The sequence below is a fragment of the Pseudomonas sp. dw_612 genome, assembly GCF_018449725.1.
In the GTDB taxonomy this organism is placed as follows: domain Bacteria; phylum Pseudomonadota; class Gammaproteobacteria; order Pseudomonadales; family Pseudomonadaceae; genus Aquipseudomonas.
This window is the reverse complement of the sequence record NZ_JAAVVC010000003.1, coordinates 101,081-116,832: the sequence shown is the minus strand read 5'-3', so window position 1 is coordinate 116,832 and position 15,752 is coordinate 101,081. Positions and strand designations below refer to the sequence as shown.

The 15,752-nt window shown below is 59.6% G+C and carries 17 protein-coding genes; 7 read left to right on the top strand and 10 right to left on the bottom strand.

What is annotated here, in order from left to right; translation table 11 throughout:
* Positions 1-79: 79 nt before the first annotated feature.
* On the top strand, positions 80-253 hold the full coding sequence (locus HB680_RS32680; protein WP_256735464.1) for a hypothetical protein: 174 nt from the start codon (positions 80-82) through the stop codon (positions 251-253).
* Positions 254-424: 171 nt separating this feature from the next.
* Positions 425-667: a hypothetical protein gene (locus HB680_RS32675; protein ID WP_256735463.1), complete on the top strand. Its 243-nt coding sequence runs from the start codon at positions 425-427 to the stop codon at positions 665-667.
* Positions 668-829: 162 nt separating this feature from the next.
* Here HB680_RS32675 and HB680_RS06200 read toward each other — a convergent pair whose 3' ends face one another.
* Positions 830-1,552 carry a response regulator transcription factor gene (locus HB680_RS06200; protein WP_213937698.1) on the bottom strand — a complete coding sequence of 241 codons (723 nt, stop codon included), beginning with the start codon at positions 1,550-1,552 and terminating at the stop codon, positions 830-832.
* A gap of 188 nt (positions 1,553-1,740) precedes the next feature.
* Between HB680_RS06200 and HB680_RS06195 the strand changes: the two genes are divergently transcribed.
* Complete coding sequence (locus HB680_RS06195; RefSeq protein WP_213937697.1) at positions 1,741-3,273, top strand: PAS domain-containing sensor histidine kinase; 1,533 nt, start codon at positions 1,741-1,743, stop codon at positions 3,271-3,273.
* A 171-nt stretch (positions 3,274-3,444) separates the two neighbouring features.
* On the opposite strand, the gene HB680_RS06190 is transcribed toward HB680_RS06195, so the two are convergent.
* The 4 genes from HB680_RS06190 to glyQ form a co-directional block, all read right to left on the bottom strand.
* Positions 3,445-4,224, bottom strand: a complete 780-nt coding sequence (locus HB680_RS06190; protein ID WP_213937696.1) for a lysophospholipid acyltransferase family protein — start codon at positions 4,222-4,224, stop codon at positions 3,445-3,447.
* Positions 4,225-4,305: 81 nt separating this feature from the next.
* Positions 4,306-4,839 (bottom strand): D-glycero-beta-D-manno-heptose 1,7-bisphosphate 7-phosphatase, encoded by a 534-nt coding sequence (gmhB, locus tag HB680_RS06185; protein ID WP_213937695.1) that lies wholly within the window; start codon positions 4,837-4,839, stop codon positions 4,306-4,308.
* Between the two features lie 6 nt (positions 4,840-4,845).
* On the bottom strand, positions 4,846-6,900 hold the full coding sequence (gene glyS, locus HB680_RS06180; RefSeq protein WP_213937694.1) for a glycine--tRNA ligase subunit beta: 2,055 nt from the start codon (positions 6,898-6,900) through the stop codon (positions 4,846-4,848).
* On the bottom strand, positions 6,897-7,850 hold the full coding sequence (gene glyQ / locus HB680_RS06175; RefSeq protein WP_008155694.1) for a glycine--tRNA ligase subunit alpha: 954 nt from the start codon (positions 7,848-7,850) through the stop codon (positions 6,897-6,899). Before glyQ ends, glyS begins: the two co-directional genes overlap by 4 nt.
* 81 nt (positions 7,851-7,931) lie before the next feature.
* Between glyQ and tag the strand changes: the two genes are divergently transcribed.
* From tag to HB680_RS06160, 3 genes are all read left to right on the top strand, one after another.
* Positions 7,932-8,489: a DNA-3-methyladenine glycosylase I gene (gene tag, locus HB680_RS06170; RefSeq protein WP_213937693.1), complete on the top strand. Its 558-nt coding sequence runs from the start codon at positions 7,932-7,934 to the stop codon at positions 8,487-8,489.
* Positions 8,490-8,529: 40 nt separating this feature from the next.
* Positions 8,530-9,417, top strand: coding sequence for a lysophospholipid acyltransferase (locus tag HB680_RS06165; protein ID WP_213937692.1), 888 nt, complete (start codon positions 8,530-8,532; stop codon positions 9,415-9,417).
* Positions 9,418-9,578: 161 nt separating this feature from the next.
* Entirely contained in the window at positions 9,579-9,818 is a 240-nt protein-coding gene (locus HB680_RS06160; protein WP_213937691.1) for a PilZ domain-containing protein, read from the top strand.
* Here the strand turns inward: HB680_RS06160 and HB680_RS06155 are convergent, their stop codons facing one another.
* From HB680_RS06155 to def, 5 genes are all read right to left on the bottom strand, one after another.
* Complete coding sequence (locus HB680_RS06155) at positions 9,819-10,133, bottom strand: tetratricopeptide repeat protein (protein ID WP_213937690.1); 315 nt, start codon at positions 10,131-10,133, stop codon at positions 9,819-9,821.
* A 180-nt stretch (positions 10,134-10,313) separates the two neighbouring features.
* Complete coding sequence (gene trkA, locus HB680_RS06150; protein ID WP_213937689.1) at positions 10,314-11,687, bottom strand: Trk system potassium transporter TrkA; 1,374 nt, start codon at positions 11,685-11,687, stop codon at positions 10,314-10,316.
* A 24-nt stretch (positions 11,688-11,711) separates the two neighbouring features.
* On the bottom strand, positions 11,712-13,022 hold the full coding sequence (gene rsmB / locus HB680_RS06145; protein WP_213937688.1) for a 16S rRNA (cytosine(967)-C(5))-methyltransferase RsmB: 1,311 nt from the start codon (positions 13,020-13,022) through the stop codon (positions 11,712-11,714).
* Entirely contained in the window at positions 13,019-13,978 is a 960-nt protein-coding gene (fmt, locus tag HB680_RS06140; RefSeq protein WP_213937687.1) for a methionyl-tRNA formyltransferase, read from the bottom strand. Before fmt ends, rsmB begins: the two co-directional genes overlap by 4 nt.
* A gap of 70 nt (positions 13,979-14,048) precedes the next feature.
* On the bottom strand, positions 14,049-14,555 hold the full coding sequence (gene def, locus HB680_RS06135; protein WP_074872237.1) for a peptide deformylase: 507 nt from the start codon (positions 14,553-14,555) through the stop codon (positions 14,049-14,051).
* 167 nt (positions 14,556-14,722) lie between these two features.
* Between def and HB680_RS06130 the strand changes: the two genes are divergently transcribed.
* Positions 14,723-15,748, top strand: a complete 1,026-nt coding sequence (locus tag HB680_RS06130) for a LysM domain-containing protein (RefSeq protein ID WP_213937686.1) — start codon at positions 14,723-14,725, stop codon at positions 15,746-15,748.
* Positions 15,749-15,752 lie beyond the last annotated feature (4 nt).

Here is a 15,752-nt window from a genome sequence, read left to right as displayed (position 1 = left end):
TCGTACTTTACTGGATGGGATGGTTAGCATTGATAGGCAGCGTTACTGCTAGATTAATGAACGGCGAGGAATAAGGCTTATGAATGAGCAGCATCAGTCTTTCGAAGAACGGAAGCAAATAGATGAAAACGGCGCGGAATTTTGGTCAGCAAGAATCCTGTCCAAACTGCTTGAATACTCAGAATATCGGCATTTCCAACCCGTTTTAGCTCGCGCTAAAGAAAGCCTGCACTGGCAGTGGGTACGCCATTGATGACCATTTCGAGGATACGCTCGCAATGGTCACAATAGGTTCGGGGGCCCGGCGTGAATTGCCGGATGTAAAGCTCTGAATCATGGATATCAAGGCCTCTATGGGGGGCTTGATCAAAAAGCTATCCACATCCGAAAGGGTCTGAAGAAGAGTCAGAAGATTCTTGATCATATGGGCTCTACTGAATTAGCCGCCAACCTGTTCCGTGCTACACAGGCTGAAGAAAAACTTCGCCGTGATGAGGTCAAGGGTAAACAGCACGCAAATCAAGTGCATCTCGAGGTAGGCAGGAAAGTTCGCGAAACCATCGCTGATTTAGGAGGCACGATGCCTGAGGATCTCCCTACTCCCGAAAATAGCATCAAGCAAATTGCGTCCGCGGTTAAAAAGCTACAAGACAAATCATCCTCGTAAGAGTGCGGATCGAATTCTAGCTTGGGTGTGGCCGCCCAACGAAAAGGCCAACGCACAAGCGTTGGCCTTTTTTATGGCTTCCTGAAAAGCAAAAGATCGCAGCCTTCGGCGGCGGCGCCCACGGGCGCGTAGGGGCCGCCGAAGGCTGCGATCTTTTGATCTTTACCCGGCTGCTGCGGACCCCACACTCTCCAACCGATACCCATACCCATAAATCGTCAACAACTGCCAACCCCGGTCCGCCGTCAGCCCGAGCTTATTGCGCAGCCGATAAATGTGCGTATCCAGCGGCCGTGAAGACACCATCTCCTCATGACTCCAGAACCGTCCATAAAGATATTCCCGGGACAGCGGTCGACCCAGGTTGGTAAACAGGCAACGGGCCAGGCTGTATTCCCGTTCGGTCATGGCGATGGGAATACCCGCCCGGGTGACGGTCAGTTCGGCGTCGTCGAACGCCAGGTCATTGAAGTTCAACACTTCGCCTGCCGTCGTGCGTTGCTGGCCATGCCTGCGTAATACGGCAGCGACCCGGGCTTTCAATTCGTTAGGACGGAACGGTTTGCTGACGTAGTCGTCGGCTCCAGCATTCAATGCCTGGACGATGTCGCTCTCGGCGTCGCGGCTGGTGAGCATGATCGCGGCGGGAGGTGCGTCCATGTGTTCGCGGGTCCAGCGCAGTAGCGCGAGGCCGCTAAGGTCCGGCAGTTGCCAGTCGAGGATCAACAGATCGAAGGTTTCCCGGCGCAGCTGGCGCAACAGATCTTCGGCGCGCTCGAAACTGTGCAATGACCAAGGCTGTTCGCCCGGTTCGGCCATTTGGCGCAGGGTCTGTTCCACCCGGCGCAGTTCGGCGGGTTCATCGTCCAGTATCGCGACACGCATGCGCGGTAATTCCTTGATGGCTGATGGGCGGTCTACTCGGCAGCAGACGATACCGGCTCGACTGGAGGAGTGAAAGTAAGCGGCCCTCCGTTGGTCGTCGTCCGCTATGATTCTTCGGGTTCAATCTACCGATCAGACCCGTGACCCATGAACCTAATTCCCGCCCCCCTCCTCTATCCGACTTCGCCATGACGAATCAGCGCCGCCGTGAGAGCCGTGAACCGACTCAGGTCCAGCGCCTGTTTCGGCAATTGGTCAGGGAATGGCTGTGGATAAGTCTGATCCTGCTGCCGCTGACCGCCCTGCTCTCGTTCAATGCCCAATCCAATGAACTCGAAGGTTTCGGAGCACTGGGTGCGCTGTTGTCGGTCAGTCTGGTCGCCTGCGTACTCGGCTTGCTGTTACTTCGCCCGCGCCTGGCGCTGTGGCTGACGCTGGGGGGCATGAGCTGTGCGCTGCTGATCAGCGCGTGTCTGGCGGAACTGCGTTGGTGGTGGTCCCCGGCGGCGAGTTTGATGGGCATGCTGTTGGGTTACCTGATCTGGAATTGGCGGCGCCTGAGTGTGGTATTGAGCTATTTCGGCTGGGAATTGGCGCGGCTGGACAATGAGCCGAAAGTCTTTCCGGAACGCCGTCGCGTGCAGTTTCCCAGCAGTGATCGCTTACAGGGGCAAATCATGGCCCTTGAACAAGCCATGAGCCGGACCCGCGATACCCGGCGCTTCATCGCCGATGGGCTGGAGTATTTGCCGGTAGCCACGTTGATCAGCGATCCCCAAGGGCGGATTTTGCTCGGAAACCGCAATGCCCGAGACGTGTTCGGTGGCGATCTGGTGGGTAACGACATTCTCGAGCAACTGGCCCGACTGGGTTACCCGGAACTGCTCGATGGCTCGCGCCCACGCTTATCGAACTTGGTGCTGCTGGAGTTCCGAGACATCAAGGGACGCAGCCTGCGTCTGGAGCGTGCAGCATTACTTCCGGTTGACGGGGAAACGCCGATTGGCTGGTTGCTGAGCCTGACTGACCTGAGTGTCGAACGCGATGCCGAGGAGCAACGTGGCGTGCTGCTGCGCTTTTTGTCCCACGACCTGCGCGCGCCGCATTCGGCGATCCTGGCCCTGCTCGATGTGCATCGGCACCAGGTGGGTGGCGACACGCTGTTGTTCGATCAGATTGAGCGGCAGGTGCGCCGGGCCTTGGACCTCACGGATGGCTTCGTCCTATTGGCCAGGGCCGAATCCGAGGCCTATGAATTCCAGCCAACGTTGTTCGCGATGCTGGTTCTGGACGTGTTCGACCAGGCGCTGAGCATTGCGCAGCTGAAGCAGATCGAGTTGGTCCACCATCTGGAGGACGATGCCCAGGAAAGTTTGATCCTGGCCGATCAGGGCTTGTTGACCCGGGCGTTGTTCAATTTGCTGGAAAACGCCGTCAAGTACAGCGACGTCGGTACCCGCATCACACTGCGGGTCAGTTGCAGCGAGGGGTGGTTGAAGTGCGAGGTGACCGATCAGGGCAAAGGCATCACTGCCGATGAATTGCCTGAGCTGTTTAGCCAATACCGCCGGTTTAGCTCGGCTCAAGGCATCGATGGCGTAGGGTTGGGATTGTCGATGGTCAAAGCGGTGGTGGATCACCACGGTGGGCGAATCGAGTGCCAGAGTGAGGTCGGCAAAGGCACCTGCTTCAGCCTTCATTTCCCCCTGTTGGATGAATAAATCGCGGGCATAAAAAAACCGGCTATATCAGCCGGTTTTTTTACGTCCGAAAAAAACTTATGCACCTTTTTCGGAATTTTATGAGCTTAAGAAATATGTATATAAATCATAAGCCTACAAACTAAATACGCCGTTTTTCAACAAAACGGTACACAGGTTATCCACAGAATCTCAGACAGCCACCTGATCTGTCTCGGCGGGTGCTTGAGGCGCCGGTGGCAACGAACCCATATCCCGTTGCATCTGCTCGTTCCAGGCCTGAACCCGATCGTTCAATGCGGCAACGGCTCGCGGCCCTGTGCCCTCGGCGTACATCGGTTCTCCGATGATGACGGTGATCACCCCCTGCGTCTTTGCCCAACCGGTTTTCGGCCAGAACTTGCCCGCATTGTGTGCAATCGGCAGCACCGGAAGTTCGGCGTTGACCGCCAAAGCGCTTCCGCCGCGAGAGAACTTGCCAACAGTGCCGTAGGGGACGCGCGTACCTTCCGGGAAGATCAATACCCAAACGCCATCTTTCAGCAACTCATCGCCCTTCTTCGCCACATGCTTGAGCGCGGCTTTCGGGTTATCACGGTCGATGGCGATCGGTCGTAGCATGGCCATGGCCCAGCCGAAGAACGGCACGAACAGCAGCGAACGCTTGAGGACCTGGCTCAACGGTTCGAAGTAGGCGGAGAGAAAGAATGTCTCCCAGGTGCTCTGGTGGTTCGACTGAATCACGCAGGGCTGGTCCGGCACGTTCTCGGCGCCTTTTACTTCATAGGTGATACCCAGAAACACTTTGCTCAACCATAAGGCGCAACGGCACCAGTACACGTTGATAAAGCGATAACGCGCCTTGAACGGCAGAAAAGGCGCGATGAAAAAGCTCAGGCTGCACCAAAGCAAAGAGCTGGTGCCCAGCAACAGATAAAAGACGAATGTTCTGATGGCCTGCAGTATCGACATGGTGACGTTTACCGTGCGGGCTCTGCCCGTCTATATAAAGCGCAATCCCGATCAATCCTTGGTCAGGAATATCGAAACGCTCTAATTGTGGATAAGTTCTGCGGCAATCGCCGCCAGATCGTCAAAAATCAAGGTGCCTACCGGTAGGGTTTTACCCAGAGTCTTTTCGCCTTTCCCGGTCTTTACCAAAACTGGCTGAGAATCGACGGCTTTTGCGGCTTCCAGGTCACCAAGGGAATCGCCGACAAACCATAGATTAGTCAGCGAGACGTTGTAATGCGCGGCGATGGTTTTCAACATCCCGGGTTTCGGCTTGCGGCAATCGCAGCCATCGTCCGGCCCGTGCGGGCAATAGACGATCAGCCCGACTTCACCGCCCTGCTCCGCCACCAACGAACGCAAGCGCTCGTGCATGGCGTCCAGGGTGGCGATGTCGTAATAGCCGCGAGCGATGCCCGACTGGTTGGTAGCGACCGCCACCGTCCAGCCGGCCTTGCTCAACTGCGCGATGGCTTCGATCGAACCAGGGAGCGGAATCCACTCCTCCACCGACTTGATATAAGCGTCGGAGTCGTAATTAATCACCCCGTCCCGATCGAGAATCAGCAGTTTCAAACAGTCTTACCCCAACAGCGAAATATCGGCGACGCCGAGGAACAGCCCACGCAGACGCGACAGCAGTGCATAACGGTTGGCGCGCACATTGGCGTCATCCGCATTGACCATCACGGCTTCGAAGAATGCATCGACCGGCTCGCGCAGGGCAGCCAGACGCGCCAGGGATTCGCTGTACTGACGGGCAGCAGCCATCGGCTGAACAGCCTGGTCAGCCTGCTGGATCGCCGAGTACAGGGAGAACTCGTTGGCGTTATCGAAGTACTTGGCTTCCACCACCGATGGAATCGAGCCTTCGGCCTTGCTCAGCAAGTTCGAAACGCGTTTGTTCACTGCGGCCAGGGCCGCGGCTTCCGGCAATTTGCGGAACGCTTCTACCGCTTGAACACGCTGATCGAAGTCCAGCGCCGAACCCGGCTTCAGGGCACGCACCGACAGGTAAGTGCCGACATCAACGCCTTCGTCTTCATAACGGGCACGCAGACGGTCGAAGATGAACTCCAGCACCGAGTCATTCAGGCCGGCAGCCTTGATCCTGGTGCCGAACGCTGTAACGGCGAAGGCCACGGCAGCATTCAGGTCGAGGTCGAGCTTCTTGTCGATCAGGATGCGCAACACGCCGAGTGCAGCGCGGCGCAGGGCGTATGGGTCTTTGCTGCCGGTTGGCAACATGCCGATACCGAAGATGCCGACCAGGGTGTCGAGTTTGTCGGCGATGGCCACGGCCGCACCGGTCAGGGTGGTCGGCAGTTCAGCGCCGGCACCGCGCGGCATGTACTGCTCGTTCAGCGCCAGGGCGACTTCTTCCGGCTCGCCGTCGTTGAGGGCGTAGTAGTAACCGGCGACACCTTGCATCTCCGGGAACTCACCGACCATCTCGGTCGACAGGTCGCACTTGGACAGCAGGCCGGCACGGGAAGCCCAGGCTGCATTGCCGCCAATGCGTTGCGCGATGAACGCGGCGAGTTTGGATACGCGTTCGGCCTTGTCGTAGACGCTGCCGAGTTTTTCCTGGAACACCACGTTTTGCAGACGCAGGTTGAAGTCTTCGAGTTTCTGCTTCTTGTCTTGCTTGAAGAAGAACTCGGCATCGGTCAGGCGTGGGCGAACCACTTTCTCGTTACCGGCGATGATCTGTTGCGGGTCTTTGCTTTCGATGTTGGCCACAGTGATGAAACGTGGCAGCAACTTGCCGTCGGCATCCAGCAGGCAGAAGTACTTCTGGTTGTCCTGCATGGTGGTGATCAGCGCTTCTTGCGGCACATCGAGGAAACGCTCCTCGAACGAGCACACCAGCGGCACCGGCCATTCAACCAGCGCGGTCACTTCGTCGAGCAAGGCTGGAGGAACAATGGCAGTACCTTCCTGCATCGTCGCCAGTTCTTCGGTGCGCTTGCTGATCAGTGCGCGACGCTCGTTGGCATCCGCCAGCACGTAAGCGCCACGCAGGTCGGCCAGGTAATTGGCCGGCGCGGTGATGCGTACGCTTTGCGGATGGTGGAAGCGGTGACCACGGGAATCGCGGCCTGCCTTCTGGGCGAGGATCGTGCAATCGATGACCTGGTCACCGAGCAGCATCACCAGCCACTGGGTCGGACGCACGAATTCTTCTTTGCGAGCACCCCAGCGCATGCGCTTGGGGATCGGCAGGTCGTTCAGGGAGTCTTCGACGATGGTCGGCAGCAGGCTCGCGGTCGGTTTGCCGGCGATGCTCTGGCTGTAACGCAGTTTCGGACCGCTCTGATCGATTTCGCTCAGGTCGACGCCGCACTTCTTGGCGAAGCCCAGGGCGGCTTGCGTCGGGTTGCCGTCGGCATCGAACGCGGCCTGACGTGGCGGGCCGTCGAGGTTGATGCTGCGATCCGGTTGCTGAGTGGCCAGCGCGGTGATCAGCACGGCCAGGCGGCGCGGCGCGGCGTAGACGGTTTTGGTCTCGTAGTTCAGGCCAGCGGCTTGCAGGCCCTTGTCGATACCGGCCAGGAATGCATCGGCCAGGGTGTTCAGGGCTTTGGGTGGCAGTTCTTCGGTGCCCAATTCAACCAGAAAATCCAGAGCACTCATTGTGCAGCCTCCAGCTTAGCCAACACTTCATCACGCAGGTCCGGGGTCGCCATCGGGAAGCCCAGCTTGGCGCGAGCCAGCAGGTAGGCTTGCGCAACGGAACGCGCCAGGGTGCGAACACGCAGAATGTATTGCTGACGCGCGGTTACCGAGATTGCCCGGCGCGCATCCAGCAGGTTGAAGGTATGGGAGGCCTTCAACACCATTTCGTAGCTTGGCAACGGCAGCGGCTGGTCGAGTTCGATCAGGCGCTTGGCTTCGCTTTCGTAGAAATCGAACAGTTCGAACAGCTTCTCGACGTTGGCGTGTTCGAAGTTGTAGGTCGATTGCTCGACTTCGTTCTGGTGGAACACGTCGCCGTAAGTCACCTTGCCCATCGGGCCGTCAGCCCAGACCAGGTCGTAGACCGAGTCCACGCCTTGCAGGTACATGGCCAGACGTTCCAGACCGTAAGTGATCTCGCCGGTCACCGGGTAGCATTCGATGCCGCCCGCTTGCTGGAAGTAAGTGAACTGCGTCACTTCCATGCCGTTGAGCCAGACTTCCCAGCCCAGACCCCAGGCGCCCAGTGTTGGCGACTCCCAGTTGTCTTCGACGAAGCGAATGTCGTGGACCAATGGGTCCAGGCCGACATGCTTGAGGGAGCCCAGGTACAGTTCCTGGAAGTTGTCCGGGTTCGGCTTCAGGACTACCTGGAACTGATAGTAGTGCTGCAGACGGTTCGGGTTTTCGCCGTAGCGGCCGTCAGTCGGGCGACGACTGGGCTGCACATAAGCGGCGTTCCAGGTTTCCGGGCCGATGGCGCGCAGAAACGTGGCAGTGTGGAAAGTGCCGGCGCCTACTTCCATATCGTAGGGCTGAAGTACCACGCAACCTTGCTCGGCCCAGTATTGCTGGAGCGCGAGGATCAAGTCTTGGAAGGTACGCACGGCTGGCGTAGGCTGGCTCACGAAATTCACCTGTTTCTTGGGCTGCGATTTAAAGAGCGGGAGTATACCCGATTCGTTGCTGCGCACGCCCCCTGGAGCCTTATGCCACGCTGCTTTTGGTGTTCCGAAGATCCGCTGTACATGGCTTATCACGATCAGGAGTGGGGCACGCCGCTACGCGATGCGCAGGGATTGTTCGAGTTGCTTTTGCTCGAAGGGTTCCAGGCCGGCCTCTCCTGGATCACCGTGCTGCGTAAACGTGAGCGTTATCGCGAGGTGTTGTTCGGCTTCGACGTACAGCGCGTGGCGCAGATGAGCGACGCCGAAATCGATGAATTGATGCTCGATCCCGGCATCATCCGTAATCGCCTCAAACTCAACGCGGCCCGACGCAATGCCCAGGCCTGGTTGGCGCTGGAAGACCCGGTGACGTTTCTCTGGTCCTTCGTCGGCGGCACACCGGTGATCAATCATTTCAAGGATCGCAGCGAAGTGCCGGCGGTAACGCCAGTCGCCGTGGATATGAGCAAAGGCCTGAAAAAGGCCGGCTTCACGTTCGTCGGCCCAACCATTTGTTACGCGCTGATGCAGGCCTCGGGCATGGTCATGGACCACACGCAGGATTGCGATCGCTACGCGACGCTGGCGAACGGCGGTTAGAATGGCTGCCTCGCACACAGCACAAGATCAGGAGTGACCTGTGGATAAGTTTAAAGGCGCCTTGCTGGTAGGCGCTCTGCGGCTGTTTGCCCTGCTTCCGTGGCGAGCAGTGCAAGCGGTGGGCTCGGCGATTGGCTGGGCCATGTGGAAAACCCCCAACCGTTCCCGCGACGTGGTGCGGATCAACCTGGCCAAGTGCTTCCCGGACATGGATCCGGCCGAGCGCGAGCGCCTGGTGGGCCAGAGCCTGAAAGACATCGGCAAGTCCCTGACCGAAAGCGCCTGCGCCTGGATCTGGCCGGCCCAGCGCTCCATCGATCTGGTCCGCGAAGTCGAAGGCCTCGACGTGTTGAAGGATGCGTTGGCGTCCGGCAAAGGCGTGGTCGGCATTACCAGCCACCTCGGCAACTGGGAAGTGTTGAACCACTTCTATTGCAGCCAGTGCAAACCGATCATTTTTTATCGTCCGCCAAAGTTGAAAGCGGTGGACGATTTGCTGCGCAAGCAACGAGTGCAACTGGGCAACCGCGTGGCGGCTTCCACCAAGGAAGGCATCCTCAGCGTGATCAAGGAAGTGCGCAAAGGTGGTGCAGTGGGCATCCCCGCTGACCCGGAACCGGCCGAATCCGCCGGGATCTTCGTGCCGTTCTTCGCCACCCAGGCCCTGACCAGCAAATTCGTGCCGAACATGTTGGCTGGCGGCAAAGCGGTCGGTGTGTTCCTGCATGCCCTGCGCCTGCCGGACGGTTCGGGGTACAAAGTGATCCTCGAAGCCGCGCCGGAAGCGATGTACAGCACGGATACCGAGACATCCTGTGCTGCCATGAGCAAAGTCGTGGAACGCTACGTCGGGGCGTATCCGAGCCAGTACATGTGGAGCATGAAGCGTTTCAAGAAACGTCCACCCGGCGAAGAACGCTGGTATTGATGGAATTGGCACGCTCTGTGGATAACCCAAACCTGTAGGAGCAAGGCCTGCCCACGAAGAGGCCTTCACATTCAACATTGATGTTGGATGGGATATCGCCTTCGCGGGCAAGCCATGCTCCTACAAAGTTATCCACAACACGTTCAGCAAGGGCGCAGAAGATGTCCGAACTCCGCAAATCATTTCGCATCAAGATCAGCCACGAAAGTTTCGGCGAATGCATGGGCCAGACCCGTAATCTTTCGACAACGGGGGTCTACGTCAAGCATCCGACGCTGTCGGCGTTGCCCAAGGGCGCCTTGGTTTATGGTCAGGTGCAGGACTTACCCACAGGCGCACCCTGCGTGCGCATGGAAGTGGTGCTGGTGGATGCCGAAGGGATTGGCCTGCGTTATCTCTGATCAGTGGGCCTGGCGTTCGAGTTTCTTCAGAAACACCGCCATTTCCTTCTCGGCCTGCTTGTCGCCATGGGCGCGGGCGGCTTCCAGACCGTGTTCCCAGGCCTGACGCGCGGCGGCAAAGTCCGCCAACGCCAGATGCGCCTTGCCCAACAATTTCCACGCTGCCGAATACTTCGGATCGAACTCGACGCAGCGCTGAAAATGCTCGGCTGCCTTGGCGTTTTCCCCAAGATCCAGGTAACCCTTGCCCAGGCCGAAGCGCAGCAGTGAGTTATCCACACCCTTGGCGAGCATTTTTTCCAGGGATTCGATCATGGGTGGATTCCTTGTTGAGGTGTGTCAGGGGTTTGATGAAGTTCAGTGAGATTGCCTTCGCGAGCAAGCCCGCTCCCACAGTGGATATTCAGTGGCCACAGTTTTTGTGTACGGCCGAGATCCCCCTGTGGGAGCGGGCTTGCTCGCGAAGAGGTCAGTCCAGTCAACGCAAATGCTGGATCAGAAGAAGCTCAACCCCACATGAAACAGCTTCTCCACATCCCGAATATGCTTTTTATCCACAAGAAACAGAATCACATGATCCCCCGCCGCGATCACCGTATTGTCGTGGGCGATGATCACTTGTTCATCACGAATGATTGCGCCAATGGTGGTGCCCGGCGGCAAACCGATGTTCTCGATGGCCTTGCCAATCACCTTGCTCGACTTCGCATCGCCATGGGCAATCGCCTCGATGGCCTCCGCCGCCCCGCGCCGCAATGAGTGCACGCTGACGATATCGCCACGGCGCACGTGGGCCAGCAAAGTGCCGATGGTCGCCAGTTGCGGGCTGATGGCGATGTCGATGTCGCCGCCCTGGATCAAATCCACATAGGCCGGGTTGTTAATGATCGTCATCACCTTCTTCGCGCCCAAGCGCTTCGCCAGCAACGACGACATGATGTTCGCTTCGTCATCGTTGGTCAGGGCCAGGAAGATATCGGCGTCGGCAATATTCTCTTCCAGCAGCAAGTCGCGATCCGAAGCGCTGCCCTGCAACACCACGGTGCTGTCGAGGGTGTCCGAGAGGTAACGGCAGCGTGCCGGGTTCATCTCGATGATCTTCACCTGATAGCGGCTTTCGATGGCTTCGGCCAGTCGTTCACCGATCTGCCCACCGCCGGCAATGACAATGCGTTTATAGGTTTCATCGAGACGCCGCATTTCGCTCATCACTGCGCGAATATTCGCTTTGGCGGCGATGAAAAAGACTTCGTCGTCGGCTTCGATCACCGTATCGCCCTGGGGCAGGATCGGTCGGTCGCGGCGAAAAATCGCCGCGACCCGGGTTTCAACGTTCGGCATGTGTTCGCGCAACTGCCGCAGCTGCTGACCCACCAACGGCCCGCCGTAATATGCCTTCACCGCCACCAGTTGGGCTTTGCCTTCGGCGAAGTCGATCACCTGCAAGGCGCCGGGGTGTTCGATCAGCCGCTTGATGTAATTGGTGACCACTTGTTCCGGGCTGATCAGCACATCCACCGGAATCGCGTCGTTGTTGAACAGCCCGCCGCGGGTCAAGTACGCGGCTTCGCGGACCCGGGCGATCTTGGTCGGCGTATGGAACAGGGTGTGGGCGACCTGACAGGCGACCATGTTGGTTTCGTCGCTGTTGGTGACGGCCACCAGCATGTCGGCGTCATCGGCGCCGGCCTGGCGCAGCACGGTCGGGAACGACGCGCGGCCCTGCACGGTGCGGATGTCCAGCCGATCACCGAGGTCGCGCAGGCGTTCGCCATCGGTGTCGACCACGGTGATGTCGTTGGCTTCGCTGGCCAAGTGTTCCGCCAGCGAACCGCCGACCTGCCCCGCGCCGAGGATGATGATCTTCATCCAGTCACTCCCTTGAAAATCCGGTTAACCGCGCGCGGCGGCAATCTTGATCAGCTTGGCGTAGTAGAACCCGTCGTGCCCGCCTTCCTGGGCCAGCAATTGGCGACCATGAGGCTGTTTGATCCCGGCCGTGGTGGCCAGGTCCAGCTCACGGGCGCCCGGCGTGCGGGCGAGGAAGGCTTCGATGACTTCGGTGTTCTCGGTCGGCAATGTCGAGCAGGTGGCGTACAGCAGAATCCCGCCGACTTCCAATGTTATCCACATGGCGTCGAGCAGTTCGCCCTGAAGTACCGCGAGTGCGGCGATGTCGTCGGGTTGGCGCGTCAACTTGATGTCCGGGTGACGCCGGATCACACCGGTGGCCGAGCATGGCGCGTCGAGCAAGATCCGTTGGAACGGTTTGCCGTCCCACCAGGTGGCGGTGTCGCGGCCGTCGGCGGCGATCAGCTCGGCGCTGAGGCCCAGGCGTGCAAGGTTTTCCCGTACGCGCACCAGACGCTTGGCTTCCAGGTCCACCGCCACCACGCCGGCCAGTGCAGGCTCGGCTTCCAGGATGTGGCAGGTCTTGCCGCCGGGTGCACAGCAGGCGTCGAGCACCCGTTGGCCCGGCGCGAGGTCGAGCAAATCGGCGGCCAGTTGCGCGGCTTCATCTTGCACGCTGATCCAGCCTTCGGCGAAACCCGGCAGGCTGCGCACGTCGGCGGCGGCGTCGAGGATGATGCCGTCACGGCTGTAAACGCACGGGTTGGCGGCGATGCCGGCTTCACTTAGCAAGCCGATATACGCATCGCGGGTCTGATGGCGACGGTTGACCCGCAGAATCATCGGCGGATGCGCGTTGTTCGCCGCGCAAATGGCTTCCCACTGCTCAGGCCAGAAAGCCTTCAGGGATTTTTGCAGCCAGCGCGGGTGGGCGGTGCGCACCACCGGATCGTGTTCGAGCTCCGCCAGCAGCGCTTCGCTTTCCCGTTGGGCGCGACGCAGCACGGCGTTGAGCAAGGCTTTGGCCCAGGGCTTTTTCAGCTTGTCGGCGCAACCGACGGTTTCGCCGATGGCGGCGTGGGCCGGGACGCGGGTGTAAAGCAGTTGATAGAGGCCGACCAGCAACAACGCCTCGACATCGGCGTCGGCAGCCTTGAATGGCTTCTGCAACAATTTGGCGGCCAGCGCCGACAAGCGTGGCTGCCAGCGCGCGGTGCCGAACGCCAGGTCCTGGGTGAAGCCGCGATCGCGGTCTTCGACCTTGTCCATTTGTGTCGGCAATGAACTGTTGAGCGAGGCTTTTCCGTTCAGGACAGCGGCGAGTGCCTTGGCGGCGGCCAGACGCGGGTTCATTGAGCGTCCGCCGCTTGACCGAGCACGGTGCCGATGGCGAATTTCTCACGACGGCTGTTGAACAAATCGCTGAAGTTCAGCGCCTTGCCGCCGGGCAATTGCAGACGGGTCAGGCACAAGGCCTGCTCGCCGCAGGCGACGATCAAACCGTCCTTGCTGGCGCCGAGGATTTCCCCCGGCGCGCCCTGCCCTTCGGCGAGGCTCGCGGCCAACACTTTCAGTGCTTCGCCGTTCAGGGGGCTGTGGGTGACCGGCCAAGGGTTGAAGGCGCGAACCAGGCGTTCCAGCTCAACCGCCGGACGGCTCCAGTCGATGCGTGCTTCGTCTTTGTTCAATTTGTGTGCGTAGGTGGCGAGGCTGTCGTCCTGCACTTCGCCTTCCAGCGTGCCGGCGGCGAGGCCAGCAATCGCTTGAACCACTGCCGGTGGGCCCATTTGCGCCAAACGGTCGTGGAGGCTGCCCCCAGTGTCTTCGCCGGTGATCGGCGTGGTGACTTTCAGCAGCATCGGCCCGGTGTCGAGGCCCAGTTCCATGCGCATCACGGTTACGCCGCTTTCGCTGTCGCCCGCTTCGACGGCACGCTGGATCGGCGCCGCACCGCGCCAGCGTGGCAGCAGCGAGGCGTGGCTGTTGATGCAGCCCAGGCGCGGAATATCCAGCACCACTTGCGGCAGGATCAGGCCGTAGGCGACCACCACCAGCAAATCCGGCTTCAATGCGGCCAGTTCTGCCTGGGCCTCTTCGTTGCGCAGGGTTGGCGGTTGCAGCACCGGGATATTGTTTTCCAGAGCCAACTGCTTGACCGGGCTCGGCATCAGTTTTTGCCCGCGACCCGCCGGACGGTCCGGTTGGGTGTAGACCGCGACGATCTCATAAGGGCTGGCGAGCAGGGCCTTGAGGTGTTCGGCGGCGAATTCCGGGGTGCCGGCAAAGACGATGCGCAGTGGCTCAGTCATGGAAACTCTCTATTACAAAGCAGTCGCAAAAGAAAAAGGCTTGCCGCAGCAAGCCTTTGAAAGGAGGGCATCAAGCGTTCTGGCGATGGAGCTTTTCCAGTTTCTTCTTGATTCGGTCGCGTTTGAGATTGGACAGGTAATCGACGAACAACTTGCCGTTGAGGTGGTCGCATTCATGCTGGATGCACACGGCGAGCAGGCCTTCGGCGATCAGTTCGTAAGGTTGGCCGTCGCGGTCCAGGGCCTTGATCCTGACCTTTTGCGGGCGATCGACGTTTTCGTAGAAGCCCGGCACCGAGAGGCAGCCTTCCTGGTATTGCTCCATCTCGTCGGTCAGGGTTTCGAACTCGGGGTTGATGAACACCCGCGGTTCGCTACGGTCTTCGGAGAGGTCCATCACGACGATACGTTTGTGCACGTTGACCTGGGTCGCGGCGAGGCCGATGCCTGGCGCTTCATACATTGTTTCAAACATGTCATCGACCAACTGACGCACTTCGTCGTCCACTACGGCCACAGGTTTGGCGATAGTGCGCAGGCGCGAGTCGGGAAATTCGAGGATGTCTAAAATGGCCATAAGCTTAATTGCTGCACGTGTGAGGTAAAGTCGGGTCGATGGCCTGGCGGGTCCGAAGATGCAGGCTACCGTTGTAAAACGTAGCTCCTTTCTTTGACAAGAGCCAGGAGCGAGCCACGGGGGCTCTGGCGTTTTACGCGAACGCACATAATAAAGGGATTCACCGCATGAGGAAATCACTACTCGCCTTGCTCCTTCTGGCCTCGGCCGGTTTGGCGCACGGGCAAGTGCAACTCAAGGAAGGTTTTCCGCAGCAATACACGGTGGTAAGGGGGGACACACTTTGGGACATCTCCGGGAAATTTCTGCGTGAGCCGTGGAAATGGCCCGAGCTGTGGCAAGTCAATCCACAGATCCAGAACCCCAATCTCATCTATCCGGGCGACTCGCTGACGCTGGTCTACGTCAACGGCCAGCCTCGCCTGACCCTCAATCGCGGCGAGTCCCGGGGCACCATCAAACTCTCGCCACGGATCCGCAGCAGCCCGGTGGCCGATGCGATCCCGAGCATTCCGCTGCAATCGATCAACAGTTTTCTGCTGAGCAACCGCATCGTCGACAAGGTCGAGGACTTCGACAAGGCGCCTTACATCGTCGCCGGCGATGCCGAGCGGGTGCTCAGTGGCACCGGTGACCGCATTTTCGCGCGTGGGCATTTCGACCCGAACCAGCCGGTGTACGGCATCTTCCGCCAGGGCAAGGTCTACACCGATCCGCAGAGCAAGGAGTTCCTGGGGATCAACGCCGACGACATTGGCGGCGGCGAAATTGTCGCGACCGAAGGCGATGTCGCCACCCTGGCGCTGCAACGTACCACCCAGGAAGTGCGCCTCGGCGACCGTTTGTTCAGCGGCGAAGAGCGAGCGATCAATTCGACCTTCATGCCCAGCGCGCCGAAAACCGAGATCAACGGCCTGATCATCGATGTGCCACGCGGCGTCACGCAGATTGGTGCGATGGACGTGGTCACGCTGAACAAGGGGCAACGGGATGGGCTGGCCGAGGGCAACGTGCTGGTGGTGATGAAAACCGGCGAAACCGTGCGCGACCGGGTCACCGGCCAGCCGCTGAAAATCCCCGATGAGCGCGCCGGTTTGCTGATGGTTTTCCGCACCTACGACAAACTTAGTTACGGGTTGGTCCTCAACGCATCGCGCTCCTTGGCAGTGCTGGATAAGGTGCGAAATCCTTAGCCTG

Bases quoted from the DNA above. Each gene is read 5' to 3' on its own strand.
- HB680_RS32680 (WP_256735464.1), top strand. From the start codon at position 80: ATGAATGAGCAGCATCAGTCTTTCGAAGAACGGAAGCAAATAGATGAA.
- HB680_RS32675 (WP_256735463.1), top strand. From the start codon at position 425: ATGGGCTCTACTGAATTAGCCGCCAACCTGTTCCGTGCTACACAGGCT.
- HB680_RS06200 (WP_213937698.1), bottom strand. From the start codon at position 1,552: ATGCGTGTCGCGATACTGGACGATGAACCCGCCGAACTGCGCCGGGTG.
- HB680_RS06195 (WP_213937697.1), top strand. From the start codon at position 1,741: ATGACGAATCAGCGCCGCCGTGAGAGCCGTGAACCGACTCAGGTCCAG.
- HB680_RS06190 (WP_213937696.1), bottom strand. From the start codon at position 4,224: ATGTCGATACTGCAGGCCATCAGAACATTCGTCTTTTATCTGTTGCTG.
- glyS (WP_213937694.1), bottom strand. From the start codon at position 6,900: ATGAGTGCTCTGGATTTTCTGGTTGAATTGGGCACCGAAGAACTGCCA.
- tag (WP_213937693.1), top strand. From the start codon at position 7,932: ATGCCACGCTGCTTTTGGTGTTCCGAAGATCCGCTGTACATGGCTTAT.
- HB680_RS06160 (WP_213937691.1), top strand. From the start codon at position 9,579: ATGTCCGAACTCCGCAAATCATTTCGCATCAAGATCAGCCACGAAAGT.
- HB680_RS06155 (WP_213937690.1), bottom strand. From the start codon at position 10,133: ATGATCGAATCCCTGGAAAAAATGCTCGCCAAGGGTGTGGATAACTCA.
- trkA (WP_213937689.1), bottom strand. From the start codon at position 11,687: ATGAAGATCATCATCCTCGGCGCGGGGCAGGTCGGCGGTTCGCTGGCG.
- rsmB (WP_213937688.1), bottom strand. From the start codon at position 13,022: ATGAACCCGCGTCTGGCCGCCGCCAAGGCACTCGCCGCTGTCCTGAAC.
- fmt (WP_213937687.1), bottom strand. From the start codon at position 13,978: ATGACTGAGCCACTGCGCATCGTCTTTGCCGGCACCCCGGAATTCGCC.
- def (WP_074872237.1), bottom strand. From the start codon at position 14,555: ATGGCCATTTTAGACATCCTCGAATTTCCCGACTCGCGCCTGCGCACT.
- HB680_RS06130 (WP_213937686.1), top strand. From the start codon at position 14,723: ATGAGGAAATCACTACTCGCCTTGCTCCTTCTGGCCTCGGCCGGTTTG.